Origin of the sequence: Piscinibacter sp. HJYY11 (assembly GCF_016735515.1) — a bacterium.
In the GTDB taxonomy this organism is placed as follows: domain Bacteria; phylum Pseudomonadota; class Gammaproteobacteria; order Burkholderiales; family Burkholderiaceae_C; genus Rhizobacter.
Map to the genome: position 1 here is coordinate 3,599,972 of NZ_JAERQZ010000001.1, position 21,030 is coordinate 3,621,001.

25 protein-coding genes are annotated in these 21,030 nt (G+C 67.8%); 10 read left to right on the forward strand and 15 right to left on the reverse strand.

Features of this window, described 5'->3' with window-relative positions:
- The first annotated feature begins 155 nt into the window (after positions 1-155).
- Genes JI745_RS16730 through JI745_RS16745 form a run of 4 tightly spaced genes read left to right on the forward strand, consistent with a single transcriptional unit; the run spans position 156 to position 4,883 of the window.
- Positions 156-2,219 (forward strand): VIT and VWA domain-containing protein, encoded by a 2,064-nt coding sequence (locus JI745_RS16730; protein ID WP_201809364.1) that lies wholly within the window; start codon positions 156-158, stop codon positions 2,217-2,219.
- A gap of 3 nt (positions 2,220-2,222) precedes the next feature.
- Entirely contained in the window at positions 2,223-3,065 is an 843-nt protein-coding gene (gene xrtQ / locus JI745_RS16735) for an exosortase Q (protein ID WP_201809367.1), read from the forward strand.
- Positions 3,052-3,579, forward strand: coding sequence for a hypothetical protein (locus JI745_RS16740; RefSeq protein WP_201809370.1), 528 nt, complete (start codon positions 3,052-3,054; stop codon positions 3,577-3,579). Before xrtQ ends, JI745_RS16740 begins: the two co-directional genes overlap by 14 nt.
- Entirely contained in the window at positions 3,576-4,883 is a 1,308-nt protein-coding gene (locus JI745_RS16745; protein WP_201809373.1) for a biosynthetic peptidoglycan transglycosylase, read from the forward strand. The genes JI745_RS16740 and JI745_RS16745 overlap by 4 nt, the downstream gene beginning before the upstream one ends.
- 6 nt (positions 4,884-4,889) lie before the next feature.
- On the opposite strand, the gene JI745_RS16750 is transcribed toward JI745_RS16745, so the two are convergent.
- Positions 4,890-5,636: a hypothetical protein gene (locus JI745_RS16750; protein ID WP_201809376.1), complete on the reverse strand. Its 747-nt coding sequence runs from the start codon at positions 5,634-5,636 to the stop codon at positions 4,890-4,892.
- Positions 5,637-5,729: 93 nt separating this feature from the next.
- On the opposite strand from JI745_RS16750, the gene JI745_RS16755 reads away from it, so the two are divergent.
- From JI745_RS16755 to JI745_RS16770, 4 genes are read left to right on the forward strand one after another with little or no spacing between them, the layout of a single operon-like run.
- Entirely contained in the window at positions 5,730-6,347 is a 618-nt protein-coding gene (locus JI745_RS16755) for a LemA family protein (protein WP_201809379.1), read from the forward strand.
- Positions 6,348-6,360: 13 nt separating this feature from the next.
- The gene (locus JI745_RS16760) at positions 6,361-7,254 is read left to right on the forward strand and encodes a YgcG family protein (RefSeq protein WP_201812607.1); all 894 of its coding nucleotides are present in this window, start codon (positions 6,361-6,363) and stop codon (positions 7,252-7,254) included.
- 1 nt (position 7,255) lies between these two features.
- Positions 7,256-7,762 carry a TPM domain-containing protein gene (locus JI745_RS16765; RefSeq protein ID WP_201809388.1) on the forward strand — a complete coding sequence of 169 codons (507 nt, stop codon included), beginning with the start codon at positions 7,256-7,258 and terminating at the stop codon, positions 7,760-7,762.
- A gap of 35 nt (positions 7,763-7,797) precedes the next feature.
- Complete coding sequence (locus JI745_RS16770; RefSeq protein WP_201809390.1) at positions 7,798-8,376, forward strand: DUF3617 domain-containing protein; 579 nt, start codon at positions 7,798-7,800, stop codon at positions 8,374-8,376.
- Positions 8,377-8,390: 14 nt separating this feature from the next.
- Here the strand turns inward: JI745_RS16770 and JI745_RS16775 are convergent, their stop codons facing one another.
- On the reverse strand, positions 8,391-9,248 hold the full coding sequence (locus tag JI745_RS16775; protein ID WP_201809392.1) for a sterol desaturase family protein: 858 nt from the start codon (positions 9,246-9,248) through the stop codon (positions 8,391-8,393).
- 62 nt (positions 9,249-9,310) lie between these two features.
- On the opposite strand from JI745_RS16775, the gene JI745_RS16780 reads away from it, so the two are divergent.
- Positions 9,311-9,913: a Crp/Fnr family transcriptional regulator gene (locus JI745_RS16780; RefSeq protein ID WP_201809394.1), complete on the forward strand. Its 603-nt coding sequence runs from the start codon at positions 9,311-9,313 to the stop codon at positions 9,911-9,913.
- Between the two features lie 83 nt (positions 9,914-9,996).
- On the opposite strand, the gene JI745_RS16785 is transcribed toward JI745_RS16780, so the two are convergent.
- The 13 genes from JI745_RS16785 to JI745_RS16845 all read right to left on the reverse strand — a co-directional run bounded on the left by JI745_RS16785 (position 9,997) and on the right by JI745_RS16845 (position 20,246).
- The gene (locus tag JI745_RS16785) at positions 9,997-10,413 is read right to left on the reverse strand and encodes a F0F1 ATP synthase subunit epsilon (RefSeq protein WP_201809397.1); all 417 of its coding nucleotides are present in this window, start codon (positions 10,411-10,413) and stop codon (positions 9,997-9,999) included.
- A gap of 43 nt (positions 10,414-10,456) precedes the next feature.
- Entirely contained in the window at positions 10,457-11,869 is a 1,413-nt protein-coding gene (gene atpD / locus JI745_RS16790) for a F0F1 ATP synthase subunit beta (protein WP_201809399.1), read from the reverse strand.
- A gap of 36 nt (positions 11,870-11,905) precedes the next feature.
- Complete coding sequence (atpG, locus tag JI745_RS16795) at positions 11,906-12,775, reverse strand: F0F1 ATP synthase subunit gamma (RefSeq protein WP_201809403.1); 870 nt, start codon at positions 12,773-12,775, stop codon at positions 11,906-11,908.
- Positions 12,776-12,792: 17 nt separating this feature from the next.
- Positions 12,793-14,346 carry a F0F1 ATP synthase subunit alpha gene (gene atpA, locus JI745_RS16800; protein WP_201809406.1) on the reverse strand — a complete coding sequence of 518 codons (1,554 nt, stop codon included), beginning with the start codon at positions 14,344-14,346 and terminating at the stop codon, positions 12,793-12,795.
- Between the two features lie 77 nt (positions 14,347-14,423).
- Positions 14,424-14,957, reverse strand: a complete 534-nt coding sequence (locus JI745_RS16805; RefSeq protein ID WP_201809409.1) for a F0F1 ATP synthase subunit delta — start codon at positions 14,955-14,957, stop codon at positions 14,424-14,426.
- Positions 14,958-14,959: 2 nt separating this feature from the next.
- On the reverse strand, positions 14,960-15,430 hold the full coding sequence (locus tag JI745_RS16810) for a F0F1 ATP synthase subunit B (RefSeq protein ID WP_201809412.1): 471 nt from the start codon (positions 15,428-15,430) through the stop codon (positions 14,960-14,962).
- A 69-nt stretch (positions 15,431-15,499) separates the two neighbouring features.
- Positions 15,500-15,763, reverse strand: coding sequence for a F0F1 ATP synthase subunit C (gene atpE / locus JI745_RS16815; protein ID WP_047487532.1), 264 nt, complete (start codon positions 15,761-15,763; stop codon positions 15,500-15,502).
- Between the two features lie 65 nt (positions 15,764-15,828).
- Complete coding sequence (atpB, locus tag JI745_RS16820) at positions 15,829-16,671, reverse strand: F0F1 ATP synthase subunit A (RefSeq protein ID WP_201809415.1); 843 nt, start codon at positions 16,669-16,671, stop codon at positions 15,829-15,831.
- A 23-nt stretch (positions 16,672-16,694) separates the two neighbouring features.
- Positions 16,695-17,153, reverse strand: a complete 459-nt coding sequence (locus JI745_RS16825) for an ATP synthase subunit I (RefSeq protein WP_201809416.1) — start codon at positions 17,151-17,153, stop codon at positions 16,695-16,697.
- A 109-nt stretch (positions 17,154-17,262) separates the two neighbouring features.
- Complete coding sequence (locus tag JI745_RS16830; protein WP_201809418.1) at positions 17,263-18,171, reverse strand: SMP-30/gluconolactonase/LRE family protein; 909 nt, start codon at positions 18,169-18,171, stop codon at positions 17,263-17,265.
- Positions 18,168-19,028 (reverse strand): aldose 1-epimerase, encoded by an 861-nt coding sequence (locus JI745_RS16835; RefSeq protein ID WP_201809420.1) that lies wholly within the window; start codon positions 19,026-19,028, stop codon positions 18,168-18,170. The genes JI745_RS16830 and JI745_RS16835 overlap by 4 nt, the downstream gene beginning before the upstream one ends.
- A gap of 6 nt (positions 19,029-19,034) precedes the next feature.
- Positions 19,035-19,556 carry a GNAT family N-acetyltransferase gene (locus JI745_RS16840; protein ID WP_201809422.1) on the reverse strand — a complete coding sequence of 174 codons (522 nt, stop codon included), beginning with the start codon at positions 19,554-19,556 and terminating at the stop codon, positions 19,035-19,037.
- A 9-nt stretch (positions 19,557-19,565) separates the two neighbouring features.
- Positions 19,566-20,246 (reverse strand): cytochrome b/b6 domain-containing protein, encoded by a 681-nt coding sequence (locus JI745_RS16845; protein ID WP_201809424.1) that lies wholly within the window; start codon positions 20,244-20,246, stop codon positions 19,566-19,568.
- A 181-nt stretch (positions 20,247-20,427) separates the two neighbouring features.
- Here JI745_RS16845 and JI745_RS16850 point away from each other — a divergent pair, with 181 nt between their 5' ends.
- Complete coding sequence (locus JI745_RS16850) at positions 20,428-20,883, forward strand: cytochrome c (protein WP_201809427.1); 456 nt, start codon at positions 20,428-20,430, stop codon at positions 20,881-20,883.
- The last annotated feature ends 147 nt before the right edge of the window (positions 20,884-21,030 follow it).

Here is a 21,030-nt window from a genome sequence, read left to right on the forward strand (position 1 = left end):
CCTCCGGGTTGAACGATGAGCCGCCAGTATCGCGGCTTCGCTTGAGTTCACGCAGTCTTCACAGAGCCGCTCTCAGGCTTCAAATCGGCTTCGAGCGCCGCGCCGATCCTCTCTCGCACGCCACCGCCGTGGTGGCATCGCCCAGGAGAGGAGCCATGTCCCGCCCCCGCATTCCCTACAACCCGCTCACCCGCACCGGCCGCGTGCTGTGGTGCATGGCGCTCGCGGCCTTCTCCGCGGTGCTGATGCTGTTCTGGTCGCCCGCGCATGCCGACGACTCCGAAGCCCTGCGCGCCGAGAGCCCGTACTTCGCCGTCAACAGCAGCGAGCCCGGCACCGACCGGCTGCCGCTCAAGTCGACCGACGTCAACGTGAAGATCGCCGGCGTGATCGCCGACGTGACGGTGACGCAGCACTACCGCAACGAAGGCCAGCGCCCGATCGAAGCACGCTACGTCTTCCCGGGCTCGACGCAGGCCGCCGTCCATGCGATGACGGTCAAGCTCGGCGGCCGGGTGCTCACCGCGCGCATCAAGGAAAAGGAACAGGCCCGCATCGAGTACCAGGCCGCCAAGCGCGAGGGCAAGACCAGTGCGCTGCTCGAGCAGCGCCGGCCCAACGTCTTCGAGATGAACGTGGCCAACATCCTGCCCGGCGACGACGTGGCGGTGGAGCTGCGCTACACCGAGCTGCTGCGCCCGACCGATGCGCAATACGGCTTCGTCTTCCCGACCGTCGTCGGCCCGCGCTACAACAGCCCGAGCGCCGCCGCACACAACGGCGGTGCGATCGGCGGTGCCTACCTGAAGCAAGGCACCGCCTCGAACGCGCCGCTCACGCTGCGCGTGGTGCTCGACACGCCGCTCCCGGTGCGCGCCGTCGCCTCGCCCTCGCACGAGGTGATGATCGACGGCATCGGCAGCACGCATGCCGCGGTGTCGCTCAAGCCCAGCGAGCAACCCGCCAACAACCGTGACTTCATCCTCAACTACCGCCTGGCCGGCGACCGCATCGAGGCCGGCCTGGTGCTCTACCGCGGCACGCCCGATGACGGCGATGAGGGCGGCGCAGAGAACTTCTTCCTCGCGATGGTCGAGCCGCCCAAGGCGGTGGCGCCGCGCGAGATCAACCCGCGCGACTACATCTTCGTGGTCGACATCTCGGGCTCGATGCACGGCTACCCCCTGGAGACGGCCAAGGTGCTGCTGCGCAACCTGATCGGCGGCCTGCGCCCGAGCGACACCTTCAACGTGATGCTCTTCTCGGGCAGCAACCGCATGCTCGCGCCCGCCTCGGTGCCGGCCACCCGCGCCAACATCGAGCAGGCCATCCGCACGATCAACGAGATGGGCGGTGGTGGCAGCACCGAGATCGTGCCCGCCTTGAAGCGTGTGGCCGCCCTGCCCAAGGCCGAGGAGGTGTCGCGCAGCGTGATCTTCGTGACCGACGGCTACGTGAGCGTCGAGGCCGAGGTGTTCCGCCTCATCCGCCAGAACCTCAACCAGTTCAACGTGTTCTCGTTCGGCATCGGCACGAGCGTCAACCGCCACCTCATCGAAGGCATGGCGCGCGCCGGCCAGGGCGAGGCCTTCATCGTCACCAAGCCGGAGCAGGCGGCCGCGCAGGCCGAGCGGCTGCGCCGCATCATCGAGACGCCGGTGCTCACCCAGGTGAAGGCGAGCTTCGAAGGCATCGACGCCTACGACGTGGAGCCGCTGCAACTGCCCGACGTGCTGGGCGGTCGGCCGGTGGTGGTGTTCGGCAAGTGGCGCGGTGAGTGGGCCGGCAAGTTCGTGCTCGAAGGGCGTGCGGCCGATGGCCCCTACCGCCAGGTGCTGACCGCCTTGCCGGACGGCCAGGGCCCGTCGGCGCTGCGCCAGCTGTGGGCGCGCCAGCGCATCGCCGCCTTGAGCGACCAGGAGGCACTCGAAGGGGGCAGCACGCAGAAGGCGCAGATCACCGAGCTGGGCCTGCGCTACAGCCTGCTCACGCCCTACACGAGCTTCATCGCCGTCGACCAGCGTGTGCGCAATTCCAACCCGTCGCAGACGCAGCCGGTCGACCAGCCCTCGCCGCTGCCCGAAGGCGTGAGCAACCACGCGATCGGCGCCGAAGTGCCGAGCACGCCGGAGCCGGGCGCCATCGCGGCGCTGCTGGTGGTGCTCGGCATCGTGATCGCCGGCGTGTGGCCGTCGCGTCGCCGCCGTCGCAAGGAGTGACCCATGGCCACTGCCTTCATCGCCACCCATCCGCTCGGGCGTTGGCAGGCCCGTTGCGAAGCGCTGTCGCCGCTGGCCTGGCTGGGCCTGCAGGCAGCCGCCCTCTGGCCGCACTGGCGCTGGGCCGGGGCGCGCCTCGCCGATGGCTCGGACGACCCGCTCGGGCTGGCCGCGCTCGCCGCGCTGGGCCTGTGGGTGGCGCAGCGTGAGCCGCTGCTGCGCGGCTCGCCGCGGCGGGCCTGGGCGTTCGCTTCCGCGGCCGTGACGATCATGGCCACGCTCGCGCTCTTCTTCCTGCCGCCCTTGCTCGGCGCCGTGCTGGCCGTGCTGGCCCTTGCCGCCGGATTGCGCAGCGTGATGCCCTCCGGCCAGCCGTGGCTGCCCGTCGCCGGCCTCGCGGTGCTGGCGCTGCCGGTGGTCTCGTCGCTGCAGTTCTATGCCGGCTATCCGCTGCGGGTGGTCACGGCGGAGATCAGCACCTGGGTGTTGCAGCTCGCCGGCCTGGCGGCCGAGCGCAGTGGCACCGCGATGCTGGTGGAGGGCGAGCTCGTGATCGTCGATGCGCCGTGCTCCGGCGTGCAGATGGTGTGGATGGCGTACTTCTGCGCCTGTGCGGTGGCGGCGTTCAGCGGCCTGCGTGACCGCGCGATGCTGGCTCGCCTGCCGCTTGTTGGCCTGCTGGTGCTGGCCGGCAACGTGCTCCGCAACAGCGTGCTGGTGACGCTCGAGGCGCAGCAGGCCAGCGTCTCCGAAGCGGTGCACCAGGGCGTGGGGCTCGTGGTGCTGCTGGCGGTGTGTGGCGCCGTCGTGGCGGTGATGCGCGGAGGCCGTGATGCGCAGGCTTGACCCCTGGTTCGCGCGCGTGCTGCTGGCCCTGGGCCTGGCGGCGTGTGCGCTCGCGCCGCTCGCGTTGCAGGCTGGTGCATCGCCGCGCGACTCGCGCGCGGCGCCCGAGTGGCCCACCGCCTGGGAGGGCCGCGCGCTGCGCCCGCTGGCGCTGAGCCCGGTGGAGGCGCGCTTCGCGTCACGTTTCCCCGGCCACATCGCGAGGCTCACCGATGGCGAGCAGGTGCTGGTGCTGCGCGAGGTGCGCGAGCCCACGCGCATGCTGCACCCGGCGGCCGACTGCTACCGCGGCATTGGCTACGCGATCGCCGACGCCCGCCTGGAGCGTGACGCGCAACAGCAGCTGTGGCGCTGCTTCGTCGCCGAGCGCGATGGGCAACGGCTGCGCGTCTGCGAGCGCATCGTCGATGCGAAGGGCGAGGCCTTCACCGATGCGTCGAGCTGGTTCTGGGCCGCGGCGCTGGGCCAGTCCACCGGCCCCTGGCGCGCCGTCACCACAGCGAGGGTGTTGTGAAACGCATACTGAAATGGCTGCTGGGGCTGCTGTGCGGCCTGCTCGCGGGCCTGGCGCTCGCCCTGTTCTTCGTGCTGCGTGCGCTGCAACCGGCACCCGGCGAGTGGACGCGCCTGGTGCAGCTCGGCCCCTTCCAGCGAGAGATCAGCATGCCCGCGGTGCTGCGCATCGCGAGCCATCCGTTCACGCTTCACCTCATGGCAGGGCGCAGCTTTCGCACGCCCTACGGCACGGTGCACTGGCAGGCGGTCAACGCACCCAACACCTGGCGCGCGGTGTGTGCGCCCTGCACGCTGCCGGTGGGTGGGCTCGGCCGCGAGCCGCTGCGTCTGTCGCGCGTGGAGTTCACCGTCGTGCCCGACATGCAGATGAACCTGCAGGGGCACTTCGCCCTTGGGGAGGGCGCCGAGCCGCTGCAGGGCCGCTGGTCGTCGCGCATCGAGCGGCAGCAGCTGGTGCTGCAGTTCCGCATCGCCGACGAGCCGGCCGTGCGCGCGTTTGCGCTCTTCCAGCGCGACATTCCCGAGTTCGCTCGCGCCCGCATCGACGGGCGGGTGAGCGTGAAGGCGCAATGGCGCTGGCCTGCGCGCGAGTGGGAGTTCAAGCCGCGGCTCGATGGCCTGCGGGTGTCAGGCCTGGGCACCGAAGTGCTGCTGAATGCGCAACCCGCCTGTGGCCGCGATGAGGGCGACGCCGAGCGGCCGGACTTCGGCCCCTGGCTGCCGCGCGCGGTGGTCGCTGCCGAAGACCAGCGCTACTACGAGCACCCGGGCTACGACCTGCAGGAGATCGTGGCGGCGTGGTTCGGCAACCAGCGCGACGAGCGTGCGGTGGCCGGTGGCAGCACCCTGGCGCAGCAGCTCGCGAAGCTGCTCTACACCGGCGACAGCCGACACCACGGCCGCAAGCTCCGCGAGCTGCTGTATGCGGTGGAGCTCGATCGCACGCTCGGCAAGCCGCGGCTGCTCAACCTCTACCTGGCGCTCGCACCGTGGGGCGATGGCCAATGCGGCGCCCAGGCTGCGGCGCGCCACTTCTTCCGCAAGGACGCTGCACACCTCACGCCGGTGGAAGCGGTGTGGCTCGCCACGCTGCTGCACAACCCCGACCGCGAGCTGGCCCAGATGGGCCGCCACGGCGATGCGAACCGTGCGCGGGTGGCCTGGGTCGCCGACCAGCTGCGGCCGGTGACGCGGGGCGAGCGCGAGGCGCTGGTGAAGGCGGCGGAACGCTGGCGCCCACCGGCTCCGGCACTGCGGGTCGCGATGGCGGTGGCGGCGTCGCAGGCCGCGCAGGGGCGCTGACGCGCCTCAGCCGCCGGCAAGCCAGTCGTCGGCGACGGCGGCCGCGTCGCGTGCCTGGCTCGCGTCCCACATGCGCTCGGGCGGCACCACGCGGGTGCCCGGTGCCGACTGCGGCAGCCGCGTCGCCAGTCGCGCGGCGAACTCGGCCACCTTGGCGGCGCGCACCGGCCGTTGCCGCTCGGGCACCATCATCTGCAGCTGCGAGAGCATCCAGTGCGCGAGGCGCTGCGCAGGGTGCTGATGTCGCACCTGCTCGGGCGGTTGCGCCGAGCGGACGAAGACCAGGTGCTCGAAGCCGAGCGCGGCGACGGCCTGTTCGTCGAGGCTTGCGAGGCCGCGCTTCAAGGCCTCGGGCAGCATGGCCTGGGTGTGCGGCATCACCACGACCAGGTGCCGCACCCCGCGCGCGTGCAGCTGGGTGGCGAGCGCCGTGAGCTGCTCCGGCTGCGGCCGGTAGAACGCAAGCTCCCGGCCGTTGACGCCGCGTTCGCGGTCGAACACGACCACGGCGGTCGGTGCCAGCGGCGTGGTGCCGCGCTCGTCCCAGGCCAGCGTGTGCAGGCCGCGCAGCCCGGTCTGCAGGGGCTGGGTGACGAACACGCTGACCTGCGCATGGTGCCGCGCCGCGAGCAGCCCTTCGAGCAAAGCCGAGCCGAGCGCGCCGGCACCGCCGCACACCAGCACGCGCGGGCCAGCGGAGGCGCGCGGCGCCGGCGCGTGGCCGGCACGCAGGGCTTCTCGGAGCAGGGACATGCGGCGAGTATCCATGCCCTTGAATTGCCGAGCGCACGCCGCATCTGGTGGCCGGGGTAGCATCGCCCCGCCTCGGCTATCAAGGGACACACGATGACGACGAAGAGACTCTGGCTTGCCGCGCTTGCACTTGCGGCCTCCCTCGGCCTCACCGGCTGTGGCTACAACGACTTCCAGCGCCTGGACGAGCAGACAAAGGCCGCCTGGTCCGAGGTGCTGAACCAGTACCAGCGCCGCGCCGACCTCATCCCCAATCTCGTGGCGACGGTGAAGGGCGAGGCGAACTTCGAGCAGGAGACGCTGACCAAGGTGGTGGAGGCCCGCGCGAAGGCGACGAGCATCCAGGTCACGCCCGAGACGCTCAACAACCCCGAAGCGTTCAACAAGTTCCAGCAGGCGCAGGGCGAGCTGAGCGGCGCGCTGAGCCGCCTGCTCGTCGTCAGCGAGAACTACCCGAACCTCAAGTCCAACCAGGGTTTCCAGGACCTGCGCGTGCAGCTCGAAGGTGCGGAGAACCGCGTCACCGTCGCCCGGAACCGCTACATCAAGGCGGTGCAGGACTACAACGTGCTCGCGCGCAGCTTCCCGAGCAACCTGACGGCCATGGTCTTCAACTACGAGCCGAAGCCGAACTTCACCGTGCAGAACGAGGCACAGATCTCCACCACGCCGACGGTGAACTTCGACAAGCCGGCCTCGGCCGCCAAGTAAGAAGCGACGCGTGATGCGCCTGTCTCTGGCGGGCCTTCTGGCGTGGCTCGTCGTCCTGCTGCTGGCACTGGCCTCGCCGGTGCGCGCGCAGGACGTGCAGCCGGTGCCGCCCTTGTCGGGCCGGGTGATCGACCAGACCGGCACGCTGACGCCCACGCAGGTGCAGGCGCTGACGGCCAAGCTCGAAGGCATCGAGCGGCAGCGCGGCTCGCAGCTCGTGGTGCTGATGGTCGCGACGACGCAGCCGGAAGACATCGCCTCGTATGCGCAACGTGTCGGCGACACCTGGAAGATCGGCCGCCGCGACGTGGGCGACGGCCTGCTCATCGTCGTCGCGAAGAACGACCGCAAGGTGCGCATCGAGGTGGCAAAGGCGCTCGAAGGCGCGGTGCCCGACTTGGCGGCCAAGCAGATCATCAACGACCGCATCACACCGGCCTTTCGCGCGGGCGACTTCGCGGGCGGGCTCAATTCGGCGGTGGATCGCCTGGCCGAGCGCATCGGCAGCGAAGGCTTGCCGGAACCGAGCGCGAAGTCGTCGGAGTGGCGTGGCGATGCAGGCGGCTTCGACCTCGAAGGCATCGCGATCTTCTTCTTCATCGGCGTGCCGATCGCCGGTGCCATTCTCACCTCGGTCTTCGGGCGCAAGCTCGGCTCGCTGGCCACGGCGGGTGCGGCGGGCGGGCTCGGGTGGTGGCTGACGACGAGTCTCCTGCTGGCGGGCGGTGCTGCGCTGGTGGCGCTGGTGCTCGTCGGCGTGATGGGGGTGGGCTCTCGGCGTGGCGGTGGCATGCCCATCATCTGGGGCGGCGGCGGTGGTGGCGGTTGGGGCGGGGGCTCCGGCGGCGGCTTCAGCTCAGGCGGCGGTGGTGATTTCGGCGGCGGTGGTGCCTCAGGAGACTGGTGACATGAACCGTTGGCTGCGCATCCTCAAGCACCGCTGGCTCGACGAGGCCGATGCACGCCGCGCCCTGGGCCCCGAGACCCTGAAGCGACTGCAGGCACGTGTGGCGCAGAGCGAACGTGGCCACAGCGGTGAGATCCGCATCTGCGTCGAGGCGGGCCTGCCGCTGTCGTACCTGTGGCGCAACGCCACACCGCGCGAACGTGCCGTCACGATGTTTGGCAAGCTGCGTGTGTGGGACACCGAGTACAACAACGGCGTGCTCATCTACCTGCTGCTGGCCGAGCATGCGATCGAGATCGTGGCCGACCGTGGGCTCAACCGCCATGTGAGCACCGAGCAGTGGCGCGAGCTGACCGCCGGCATGGCCGACGCGTTCCGCCGTGGCGACTACGAAGGCGGTCTCACTGCGGCGGTCGATGCGGTCGGCCAGATGCTCGACCGTCACTTCCCCTCGGTCGGCCCTGAGGCAAATCCCAATGAACTGCCCGACGCGCCTGTGGTCCAGTAGCTGTTGTTCCTCACTCAGCCCTGGAGCGCGCGTCCATGAAATCCAGCAGCCTCATCCGTTGGCGGGTGGTCGGTCTGATCGCGGCGTGCGCCGCCGTGGCGCATGCACAGACGGCGCCGCCGCTGAAGCCGGGGCTGTGGCAGGTGACGAGCGAGCGGCTGGTGGATGGCCAGAAGGTGCAGATGCCCGACATGTCCGCCCAGATGGCCAACATGCCGCCCGAGGCGCGCAAGCAGATGGAAGCCATGATGAAGCAGCGTGGCATCGACATGAGCGGTGGCGCGGGCAACACCAAGATCTGCATGACGCGCGAGCAGCTCGACGAAGGCCGCTGGCGCAGTGACGAAGGTAGCTGCAAGACTGACTTCACCACCCGCACCTCGACGCTGTGGAAATGGCGCTCGGTGTGCACCCAGCCGACCAGCGAGAGCGAAGGCGAGGCCAGCATCGCAAGCCCCGAGCGCTATACGGTGAAGATCAACACCACCAGCAACCGCAAGGGCGAGCCACGCAGCATGCAGATGACGATGAACGCGAAGTGGCTCGGCGCAGACTGCGGCGACGTGAAGCCGCTGTCGCCGCCACCGAAGACCAACCGGCCGGCGAAGCCCTGAACGGGGCGGCCGCCCTAGGCCGAGCAGCATCTGCGTGTGAACGGGTACGTCGCCAGGGCCCAGGTGGCGGTCGCGGCGGGATAGCCGCCCGGCCCTTCGACACCCACCTCGGCCGGCTCCGCACCCGGAACGTGGCGAAACGTGCCGAAGACCTGGTCCCACAGCGGCACCGACGTGGAGAAGTTGAGCGCCTCGCCGACCCGTGCGCTGTGGTGCCAGCGGTGCAGTTCTGCGGTGCCCATGACGTGGTTCAGCCAGCCCATGCGCCCGCGTGTGTTGGCGTGGGTGGCGAACGATTGAAGCTGCATGAAGACCGCAGCGAGGAGCACCGCGTCGGCGCTGAAGCCCAGCAGCGCCAGCGGGAGCAGCTTCACGGCCTTGAGCAGGACGACGTTCACCGGATGCGTGGTCAGGTTGTTGGTGACGTTCAGCGCTTCGGGCCGATGGTGGACCATGTGCACGCGCCATCCCCAGCCCCCGCGATGCAGCGCACGGTGCAGCCAATAGGCGCCGAACTCGGCCACGAGCACGGCGAGCGGGGCGGAGGCCCACAGCGGCAGCATCGACGCCGGCCCGCTGCCTGTGAATTGCAGCGTGGCGGCGGCCAGTGCGACACCGGCCAGGCCATCGGCGACGGCATTCATGCCGAGGAAGGACGCGTCGCGCCGCCAGTCCGCGGGCGTGGCCTGCCAGCGCGGGCGGTGAGGGCGCCAGCGCTCGAACGCGGCAAACCACCCGAGGGTGGCGAAGAGGTGCACGGCCAGGATGGCGGTGCCGCTCCAGCCGGCCGCAATCACCGCTGCCGTGTACGCCGGCGTCCACGCCAGGGCGAGCAGGTGGGCGTGGTTCCACTCGATATGATCCGCGGGCATCCAAAGCTCCATTGCAGTTGATGCCGGCATGCTCGTCGTGCGGCCGTGTCGGCGCATTAACCATGGTTCATTCCCGTCCCGCCGATTGCGCCGCCTGCCTCCCCGAAGCGCTCGCGCGTGTGATCGCGGCCGACCCCGCACTGACCCGCCACTGGCAGTCACTGCCGCAGCGGTCGCTCAAGGCTGGCGAGACCCTGTTGCGGATCGGCGAGCCCGCCCGTCATGTCTGGTGGATCCGCCAAGGGCTGCTGCGCTTCTACTTCCTGAGCCCGGAGGGCCTGGAGCGCAACAAATCCTTCCACGCCGAAGGCGCCTGGGTGGGCAGCGGCATGCCACCGCGCAGCACGCTCAGTGCCTATGCGATCGAGGCGCTGGAAGCGACCGAGGTGCTGGAGCTGTCGTACGAGTCGCTGCGAGACGTCATCGCGCGTTTTCCGGCCGTCGAGACGGTCCATGCCGACGCGTTGGGCTGGGCCTTCTCGGAACAGATCGCGCGCGAAGCCGAACTCCTCTCGGAGGACGCGGCCAGCCGCTACGCCCGTTTCCTGCGCGAGCGCCCGGAACTGGCGGCGCGGTTGCCCTTGCACCACATCGCCAGCCACCTGGGCATCACGAACGTGGCGTTGTCGCGCATCCGCCGGCGGCTCGGCCTCACGCGGGCCTGACGACTCTAAGAAAAAAGCCCGCAGCGGCCAAGCCGTGCGGGCTGATGTCGCAGGCGATACGGACCGCCTGGAAAACGTTCTGGTTATTTCTTGCGGAACTTGCGCAGTGCGGCGATCTGGGCGGCGAGCGCCACCAGTTCGTTCTGGGCCTTGGCGAGGTCGAGGTCGCTCTTGGCGTTCTTCAACGCTTCTTCGGCGAGCTTCTTCGCTTCGCTGGCCTTGGCTTCGTCGAGGTCCTTGCCGCGGATGGCGGTGTCGGCCAGCACGGTGACCGTGCCCGGCTGGACTTCGAGGATGCCGCCGGCCACGAACACGAACTCTTCCTGGCCGTTGTCGGCGCGCTCGATGCGCACCGCGCCCGGCTTGATGCGGGTGATCAAAGGCGTGTGGCGCGGGTAGATCCCGAGCTCGCCCAGTTCACCAGGCAGGGCGACGAACTTCGCTTCGCCGGAGAAGATGCTCTCTTCGGCGGAGACGACGTCTACGTGCAGGGTTGCCATGTGGTGTCCTTAGAGGTGGGGAGAAGTCCGGCAAGCGCGCGGCTTACTGAACCTTCTTCGCCTTCTCGATGGCTTCGTCGATGGTGCCGACCATGTAGAAGGCCTGCTCGGGCAGCGAGTCGCACTCGCCGTTGACGATCATCTTGAAGCCGCGGATGGTTTCCTTCAGCGGCACGTACTTGCCGGGCGAACCGGTGAACACTTCGGCCACGTGGAAGGGCTGCGACAGGAAGCGCTGGATCTTGCGCGCGCGGGCCACGGCCAGCTTGTCTTCCGGTGCCAGTTCGTCCATGCCCAGAATCGCGATGATGTCGCGCAGTTCCTTGTAGCGCTGCAGCGTGCCTTGCACGGCGCGGGCCACGGTGTAGTGCTCTTCGCCGACCACATTCGGGTCCAGCTGGCGCGAGGTCGAGTCGAGCGGGTCCACGGCGGGGTAGATGCCCAGCGAGGCGATGTCACGCGACAGCACCACGGTCGAGTCCAGGTGGGCGAAGGTGGTGGCAGGCGACGGGTCGGTCAGGTCGTCCGCCGGCACGTACACGGCCTGGATCGAGGTGATCGAGCCGACCTTGGTCGAGGTGATGCGCTCCTGCAGGCGGCCCATTTCTTCGGCCAGCGTCGGCTGGTAACCCACGGCGGAAGGCATGCGGCCCAGCAGTGCCGACACTTCGGTACCGGCCAGGGTGTAGCGGTAGATGTTGTCGACGAAGAAGAGCACGTCACGGCCTTCGTCGCGGAACGACTCGGCGATGGTCAGGCCGGTCAGGGCCACGCGCAGACGGTTGCCCGGGGGTTCGTTCATCTGGCCGTACACCATCGCGACCTTGGAGTTTGCGAGGTTCTCCTGGTCCACGACCTTGGAGTCGGACATCTCGTGATAGAAGTCGTTGCCTTCACGGGTACGCTCGCCCACACCAGCGAACACCGACAGGCCCGAGTGGGCCTTGGCGATGTTGTTGATGAGCTCCATCATGTTCACGGTCTTGCCCACACCGGCGCCGCCGAACAGGCCCACCTTGCCGCCCTTGGCGAACGGGCACACTAGGTCGATCACCTTGATGCCGGTTTCGAGCAGGTCCTGCGAGGGGCTCAGCTCGTCATATGCCGGCGGCTTGCGGTGAATGGACGCGGTGAGCTCCTGGCTCACGGGGCCACGCTCGTCGATGGGCGTGCCCAGCACGTCCATGATGCGGCCGAGGGTGGCCGGGCCGACCGGCACCGAGATCGGCGCGCCGGTGTTGGAGACGGTCAGGCCGCGGCGCAGGCCGTCGGACGAACCCAGTGCAATCGTGCGCACCACGCCGTCGCCCAGCTGCTGCTGGACTTCGAGCGTCAGGGCCGAGCCTGCCAGCTTGAGTGCGTCGTACACCTTGGGCATTGCGTTGCGGGGGAACTCCACGTCCACCACCGCGCCGATGCACTGAACAATCTTGCCTTCTGCTGCAACCGAAGCCATGTTCTTTCCTTTGGATCTAGAAAATTCTTTGCGTCATCAAACCGCGGCCGCACCGGCCACGATTTCCGACAGTTCTTTGGTGATGCCGGCCTGGCGGGTCTTGTTGTAGACCAGCTTGAGTTCGGCAATCACGTTGCCGGCGTTCTCGGTGGCGGACTTCATCGCGACCATGCGCGCCGACTGCTCCGAGGCCATGTTCTCGGCCACGGCCTGGTAGACCAGGGCTTCGGTGTAGCGCACCAGCAGCTCGTCGATCACCGTGGCGGCGTCGGGCTCGTAGAGGTAGTCCCAGCCGTGGCTGCTCTTGTCGACGGCCATGCTCTCGGCCGACAGCGGCAGCAGCTGCTGCACCACCGGCTCCTGCTTCATCGTGTTGATGAAGCGGGTGTAGCAGAGGTAGACGGCGGAGAGCTTGCCTTCGGCATACGCGTCGAGCAGCACCTTCACCGGGCCGATCAGCTTGTCGAGATGCGGCTGGTCACCCAGCTGCGTGGCCTGCGACACCACCTTGGCGCCGATGCGGTTGAGAAAGCCGAGGCCCTTGTTGCCGATCGCGACCGCTTCCGTCTTCTGGCCAGCCGCTTCCAGCTCGCGCAGCTTGCCGGTGAGGGCACGCAACACGTTGGTGTTGAGGCCGCCACACAAACCCTTGTCGGTGGTGACGACGATGAAACCGGCAGTCTTCGCCGTTTCGTTCTTCACCATGAACGGGTGCTTGTACTCGGGCGTGGCCTGCGACAGGTTGGCCGCCAGACTGCGCACCTTCTCGGCGTACGGACGCGCATGGCGCATGCGGTCCTGCGCCTTGCGCATCTTGGAGGCGGCAACCATCTCCATGGCCTTGGTGATCTTCTTGGTGTTCTCCACCGATTTGATCTTGCCGCGTATTTCCTTGCCTGCTGCCATGTCTGGCTCCTGTCAGATTAGGCGAAGGACTTCTTGAAGGCGCCGATGGCGTTCTTCAGTTCGGCCTTCGACTCGTCGTCGAGCTTCTTGGTGTCCTCGATCTTCTTCAGCAGGCCGGCGTGGCTGGTCTTCAGGAACTGGTGCAGGCCGGCTTCGAAGGCGAGCACCTTCTTGACGTCGATGTCGTCCATGAAGTTCTCGTTCACGGCGAACAGCGTGGCCGACATCAGGCTGATGGGCAGCGGCGAGTACTGGGCCTGCTTCAGCAGTTCGGTCACGCGGGCACCGCGGTCGAGCTGCTTGCGGGTGGCTTCGTCCAGGTCGGAGGCGAACTGCGCGAACGCCGCCAGCTCACGGTACTGGGCGAGGTTGGTACGGATGCCGCCCGACTGGCGCTTGACCACGTCGGTCTGTGCCGCCGAACCCACGCGCGACACCGAGATACCGGCGTTGATGGCGGGGCGGATGCCGGCGTTGAACAGCGAGGTCTCCAGGAAGATCTGGCCGTCGGTGATCGAGATCACGTTGGTGGGCACGAAGGCCGACACGTCACCGGCTTGCGTCTCGATGATGGGCAGCGCGGTCAGCGAACCGGTCTTGCCCTTGACTTCACCCTTGGTGAAGGCTTCGACGTAGTCGGCGTTCACGCGGGCGGCACGCTCGAGCAGGCGGCTGTGGAGATAGAACACGTCGCCGGGGTAGGCTTCGCGGCCCGGCGGGCGGCGCAGCAGCAGCGACACCTGGCGGTAGGCCACGGCCTGCTTGGACAGGTCGTCGTACACGATCAGCGCGTCTTCGCCGCGGTCACGGAAGTACTCGCCCATCGTGCAGCCCGAGTAGGCCGACACGTACTGCATGGCGGCCGATTCGGCGGCCGAGGCGGCCACGACGATGGTGTATTCCATCGCGCCGTTGGCTTCCAGTGCGCGCACCACGTTCTTGATCGACGAGGCCTTCTGGCCGATCGCGACGTAGATGCAGGTCATGTTCTGACCCTTCTGGTTGATGATCGTGTCGATCGCCACGGCGGTCTTGCCGGTCTGGCGGTCGCCGATGATCAGCTCGCGCTGGCCACGGCCGATCGGCACCATGGAGTCGATGGACTTGAGGCCGGTCTGCATCGGCTGGTCGACCGACTTGCGCGCGATCACGCCCGGAGCGATCTTCTCGATCGGCGCCGACAGCTTGGCGTTGATCGGGCCCTTGCCGTCGATCGGCTGGCCGAGCGCGTTGACCACGCGGCCCTTGAGTTCGGGGCCGATCGGCACTTCCAGGATGCGGCCGGTGCACTTGACCGTGTCGCCTTCCGAGATGTGCTCGTACTCGCCCAGGATCACGGCGCCGACGGAGTCGCGCTCGAGGTTCAGGGCGAGGCCGTAGGTCGGCTGGCCGTCGGAGCCGGCGGGGAATTCCAGCATTTCGCCCTGCATCACGTCGGACAGGCCGTGGATGCGGGTGATGCCGTCGGTCACCGAGACCACGGTGCCCTGGTTGCGGATGTCGGTCGAGCCGGCCAAGCCTTCGATGCGGCTCTTGATCAACTCGGAAATTTCAGCGGGGTTCAGTTGCATTGCTTTCTCCGGTCCGCGGGCTAGTCGATGAAATAGCCTGCAGTGTCAGACGATGTGGGTGCCGTCGCTCAGCAGCGTCAGGCCGTCAGCGCCACCTTCATTTGTTCAAGACGGGCCTTGACCGAGGTGTCGAGCACCTCATCGCCGACCACCACCTTGATGCCGCCGATCAGTTCGGGATCGAGCTGCACCGTCGCGTTGAGCTTGCGGCCGAAGCGTTTCTCCAGCGAGGCCACCACGCCCGACAGCTGGGCGTCGTCGATCGGGAAGGCGCTGTACACCGTGGCTTCGGACACGCCGGACTTGGCGCTGGCCAGGGTGTGGAACTGCTTGGCGACTTCGGGCAACGCGGCCAGGCGGCCGTTCTCGATGACCGTGCGCAGCAGGTTGCTGACGTGATTCGACAGCGTGACCTTGGCGACGCCGGTGATCACGTCGAAGACCTGCTGGGCGGTGACCTTCGGGTTGTCGGCGAAGGAGCGCAGCTGCGCGTCGGCGGCCACGGCGGCCACCGCGTCGAGCTGCTCGACCAGGGGCTTCACGTCGGCATTGCCGGCGGCCTTGTACAGCGCTTCGGCGTACGGGCGGGCGATGGTTGCAAGCTCGGCCATGGTCAGAGCTCGGCCTTGAGGCGGTTCAAGAGGTCGGCGTGCACGCCTGCGTTGACTTCCTTGCGCAGGATCGCTTCAGCGCCCTTCACGGCCAGCGCAGCCACCTGCTCGCGCAGGGCTTCGCGGGCCTTGATCGACTCCTGCTCGGCTTCGGCCTTCGCAGCGGCGACGATCTTGGCGCCTTCTTCGGCTGCGCGGGTCTTGGCTTCTTCGACCATCGACTGGGCCAGGCGCTCGGCATCGGCCAGGCGCTGTGCCGAGTCGTTGCGGGCGGCCGACAACTGCTCTTCCACGCGCTTGTTCGCGGCGGAGAGTTCGCTCTTGGCCTTGTCGGCAGCCGACAGGCCGTCGGCGATCTTCTGCGCACGCTCGTCGAGTGCCTTCACGATCGGTGGCCAGATGAACTTCATCGTGAACCACACGAGGATCAGGAACACGATCAGCTGCGCGATCAGCGTAGCGTTGATGCTCACGGTGTTGCCTCTACAGAATTGGACAGATCAAAAAGTAGTGCGACGTTCGGGCCGAGCCCGATACGAGCATTACTTCGGCAGGTTGGCGATCTGGGCCAGGAACGGGTTGGCAGTGGCGAACCAGAGAGCAATACCGGTACCGATGATGAACGCGGCGTCGATCAGACCGGCCAGCAGGAACATCTTGGTTTGCAGTTCGTTCATCAGCTCGGGCTGGCGGGCGGCCGACTCGAGGTACTTGCTGCCCATGATGCCGATGCCGATACAGGCACCGACAGCACCCAGACCGATGATCAGGCCGGCGGCGAGGGCAACAAAGCTAATGACTTCCATGATGACTCCTTAGGGTTTTAGGAAAGAAAGGGGGAATGAAAACGAAGGGACAAAAACTGCGGTGATCAGTGGGCGTCGTGCGCCTGGCCGATGTAGACCAGCGTGAGCATCATGAACACGAAGGCCTGCAGGGTGATGATCAGGATGTGGAAGATGGTCCACACCGTGCCGGCCACGATGTGGCCGAGGAAGAGGGCGATGCCGGTGGCGTTGAGCGCGAAGGCGCCGCCCATCAGCGCGATCAGCATGAAGATCAGTTCGCCGGCGTACATGTTGCCGAACAACCGCATGCCGTGCGACACGGTCTTCGCGACGAACTCGATGATCTGCATCGCGAAGTTGAAGGGATAGAGGAACCACTTGTCGCCGAACGGGGCGGCGAAAAGTTCATGGACCCAGCCGCCCAGGCCCTTGATCTTGACGTTGTAGAACAGGCAGAGGATCAGCACGCCGACCGACAGGCCCATGGTGATCGACAGGTCGGCGGTGGGCACGACGCGCAGATAGGGCAGGCCGATGGTCTTGTCGTTGATCCAGGGCAGGATGTCGACCGGCAGCATGTCCATGAAGTTCATCAGGAAGATCCAGACGAACACGGTGAGCGCCAGCGGCGCGACGAGCTTGCGGCTCTGGGCGTTGTGCACGATGCCCTTGGCCTGGCTGTCGACCATCTCGACGAGGATCTCGACGGCGGCCTGGAAACGGCCCGGGCGGCCCGAGGTGGCCTTGCGTGCGGCCAGCCACAGCAGCCAGCAGCCAAGCACCCCCAGCACGACGCTGAAGAAGATGGAATCGAGGTTGATGACCGAGAAATCGACGGGGCCGGTCTGGTGGTGGTTCTGCAGGTGATGCAGGTGGTGGCTGATGTATTCACCCGCGGACGGGGCGTTTGCGCCTGCGCTTGCCATTGGTCAGTCCTGAATCTTGTCCATCAAGACCGGCGCCACGCGAGCGCCAGCCAGTTCACCTTCATGCACACCACCATCGTGATCAGCAACGCTGGCCAGCTCAGTTGGGGCACCACTCTGGCCGCGATCACCAACATGGCGATCGCCGCCGCAATCTTCAGCATTTCCCAGAACATGAATCCCACGGCCGCAGCCACCGGGCTTCTTGTCCCTCTGGTCATTCCGCGGGCCAGCAAGGCCCCCGGAAGCACCACGGCCAGCACGCCATAGAGCGCTGACCAAGCTGCCGAGCTGCGTTGTGTGACCGCCCAGACCACAGCGGTGCACAGCAAACCGACCAGCGCCTGAGCACCGAGCACGCGCCATGGCGAGACCATGGGGAGCTTTGATTTCAGGGCTTTGGCTTCTTCGGCGGTCAGCGGCTTGAACGGCGGCTGATCTGCCTCATCTGGCCACGAGTCACGGCCCACAGGGTTGGTCATGGCTCGGGTTACAGGCGGTTGCAGCAAAGCCTCGGGATTATACGTGGTAACCCGTGCGGTTCCAGAACCGCCTGGAGGCGTTACTTCTTGCGGGCCGGTTGTCGAGGGTTCAGCCGAAGCTGTTGGCCGCGAGCCCTGGCGTGTCCACGCGCAGGCTGAGGACACGGCCCGCGAGGGGCTGAGTGGCCAATTCGGCGGCGGGCCGTTTCTCGCGCGAGGTGGTGATGTAGAGCGTCTTCAGGTCCGCGCCGCCGAAGCAGGGCATGGTGGCGCAGCGCACCGGCAGTTGGATCTCGCGCAGCACCTGGCCCTGCGGTGACAGGCGCAGGAGGCGCTGGCCTTCGAACATCGCACACCAGTAGGTGCCCTCTGCGTCGACGGCCGCGCCATCAGGGCGGCCGCCGTAGGAATCGAGGTCCTGGTCCGGCTGCTTCAGCGGGAACTGGGCCAGCACACGTCGTGCGCCCGGTTGACCGGTGGCAGCATCGAAGTCCTGCGCGTAGATGGTGTGGGCCTTGGTGTCGCTGTAATAGAGCGTGCGGCCATCGGGGCTCCAGCCCAGGCCGTTGCCCGCGGTGATGTCGCCGGCCATGCGCCTCAGGCCGTGTTCGCGGTCATAGCAGTAGAGGGCGGCGAGGGCGGCGTCGCGGGGTTCGTAGAGAGTGCCGGTCCAGAAGCGCCCCTGTGGATCGCACTTGCCGTCGTTGAAGCGCTCGCGGCTGGGGTCGTAGGGCGCGGCGGCCAGGGCATGCTGACGCGCGGTGTCGGGATCGAAGTGCCAGAGGCCATCGCGCCGCGCGAGCAGCAGGCCGCCATTTCGCATGGGGGCAAGGCTGCCCACTTCGGTCTCCATCGGCCATGCCTGGTGCTGGCCGGTGCGCGGGTCGTGCCGATGCAGTGACTTGCCGGGGATGTCGGTCCAGTAGAGCTGTTGCTCGACCGGATGCCACAAGGGGGACTCGCCGAGCAGCGAGACAGGCGCATCGAGCGCGGTGATGTCGAGAGAGGTTTGGGTCACGGAAGGGTCACGTCAAGGGTCATCCACGCATCGGTGGTGTCGCCCGGGTTCAAGGCCACGAGGCCATGCTGGAGGGGGTCGGCCATCTGGATCGCATTGTTCACGTGGCTCACCGGCTCGACACAGAAATAGCCCTTGTCCTGTGGGGTGTAGACGACCAGGTGCCGCAGCGATGAGCGAAGGCTCAGCGAGAACTGCTCGTCGCGGAGTTGCGCCGATCCGTCCCAGCCGTCGAAGCAATGGTCGAGGCGCAGTTCGGCGATGTCGGCGTCGATGCTGCCCTGCTCGACCGGACGGGTGGGCAACTGCACGCCATCGAACTCCCAGCGACGCGCGACCTGCGCCTGCAGATGGCTGCTCGCGCGCCTGGGGAAATAGGGATGCCAGCCAAGCCCCGCCGGCTGGGCGTGTGGCGCGGTGTTGGTCATCACGAGCCGTACCGCAAGCCGCTCTGGCGTCAGCGCGAAGTGCTGCTGCACGGCAAACGCAAATGGCCAATGTGCGTCAGGCCGATGCTCATAACGCAACACGACGTCCGTCGAGCTGTACGACGCCACCTGCCATGCGCGCAGCCACGCCACGCCATGCAACGAGTGCGGGCTGTCGCCAAAGTTTGGTTCGGTGGTGTACGCGTGGCCCTGCCACTGGAAGCGGCGGTGTCCGAGGCGATTGGAGTATGGCACCAGCGGAAAGCTGCCGGAGGGGCGCGACGCCCGCAAGGCGTGCGGTTCGGCCGACAGCAGCACGGGCACGCCGCGGTGCCACAGGCCGGCGATGCAGCCGCCGAGGTCGGGCCGCACAGCGAGTCGCAGATCGCCGGCGCGCAGCTCGCAGCCGGCCTCCGATGATTCAGTCATGCCGGTCTACCGCCTCGACACCTTGAACTCTGCCGCCTGGTCCAGCCGGGCGCGCAGGTAGTGGGCGCCGGGGATGGGGTTGTAGTAATACGGCGGAACTTCCTCGAAGCCCAGGGTGGCGTACAGCTCGCGGGCCGACTCCATGTCGTCCAGCGTGTCGAGCAGCATGTTGGAGTAGCCCGCGCGGCGTGCGTCGTCGAGCAGGTGCTGCGCCAGCAGGCGGCCGAGCCCGAAGCGGCGAAACGCCGGGCGCACGTAGAGGCGCTTCATCTCGCAGGCATTGGGGTAGTCCGCATCGTGCAGCGGGCGCAGGGCACCGCAGCCGGCGACGTCGCCGTCGACCAGGGCCAACAGCAGCTGCCCGGAAGGTGGTGCGTAGTCGCCGGGCAAGCTGGCCAGTTCGGCCTCGAAGCCCTGGAAGCACAGATCGACCTCCAGGCTGGCGGCGTACTCGCGAAAGATCGCGCGCGTGTCCGCGATCAACTCGGCCGTGTCCGGCGTGATGAGCTGGATGGTCGGAGCGTCCATGCGGAGCCGTCAGCCGCCCAGGCTGACGAGCCAGGCCACGCCTCCCGCACAGCCGGCCAGCAGGGCCGCGGCGAGGGCGCGTGTGCCGGCGCCATCGGTCGAGGCGGGCACGCCTTCGGGCACTACCTTGTCGCCGCTCAACATGGGGCCGACCAGGTTCTGCCGCTTCTTGAGCAGATAGAACACGATGGCGGCGATGTGTAGCACGACGAGCCCGATGATCAGCCACTGGCCCCAGCCCTTGTGCCAGCCGGTGGCAAGGCTGCTGGTGGAGCCGCTCACGAACTTGATCAAGGGGCCCGTGTTCGCGATCTCGTCGTCCGCCACCAGCCCGGTCGCCACCTGCAGCGCGATGATGCCCAGCAGTGCAAACACCGACAGTGCGCCGGTGGGGGTGTGCCCCACCTCCAGGTACTCGCCCTCGCGCTGCTTGCCGGAGAGGTAGCGCAGCAGCGTCGCCGGTGAATACACGAAGCGCACGAAGCGCGACCAGTGCCCGCCAACCAGGCCCCAGAGGATGCGGAATGCCAGCAGCGCCAGGATGGCGTAGCCGAGGCGGAAGTGCCAGACCATCGCGTTGCCACCGATCTTGGCGCTGACGATGGACCCGATGACGCTGGCGGCGAGCAGCCAGTGGAAGAGCCGGGTCGGCAGGTCCCAGATGCGGACGCGTTGAAGGGCAGGGGGCATGGTGGAGCGGGCGAAAGCGGGAGCTGAAAGATACCCGGTTGAGGCGCGGGTGGCGAGCAGGCCGACGCGATGCCCCACGTGGACCGCTGTCGCCCGCTGCTGCGTACACTGCAGCGGGGCTGCCGTGAGCAAGCGGCGTGCCCTGGTCCCCAGCCCCTCACCCTTTGCCAGGAGAACCTGCATGAAACGTCTGTTCCTTGCCGTGGCAGCCCTTGCCGGCCTCGCGACCGCGCTCCCCGCGGCTGCCCAGTTCGCCAAGCCCGAAGATGCCATCAAGTACCGCAAGGCCGCCTTCACCGTCATGGCCGCGCACTTCGGTCGCGTCGCGGCCATGGCGAACGGGCGCATCCCCTTCGATGCCAAGGTGGCCGCCACCAATGCCGAGATCGCCACGATGGTGGCGGGCCTGCCTTTCGCCGGGTTCGGCGATGGCACCGACAAGGGCGGCGACACCCGAGCCAAGGCCGAGATCTGGTCGGAGCGCGACAAGTTCAACGCCGGGGCCACCAAGATGCAGGAAGAGATGGCCAAGCTCAACGCTGCGGCCAAGTCGGGTGACCAGGCCGCCATGCGCACGGCAGCCGGGGCGGTGGGGCAGGCGTGCAAGAGCTGCCATGACACCTACCGGCGCGACTGAGCGTCCTCCGCTTGTGTGCCTGGAAGGCCCGCCTTGCGCGGGCCTTTTCATTGGGGCTTGCCGGGGGCGGATGGCAAAAGGCCTTCCGCTACCATTGCCCGCTGCCGTTTTTGCGGCCCTCTTGCCCCTGTTCAGGTGATGCGTTTC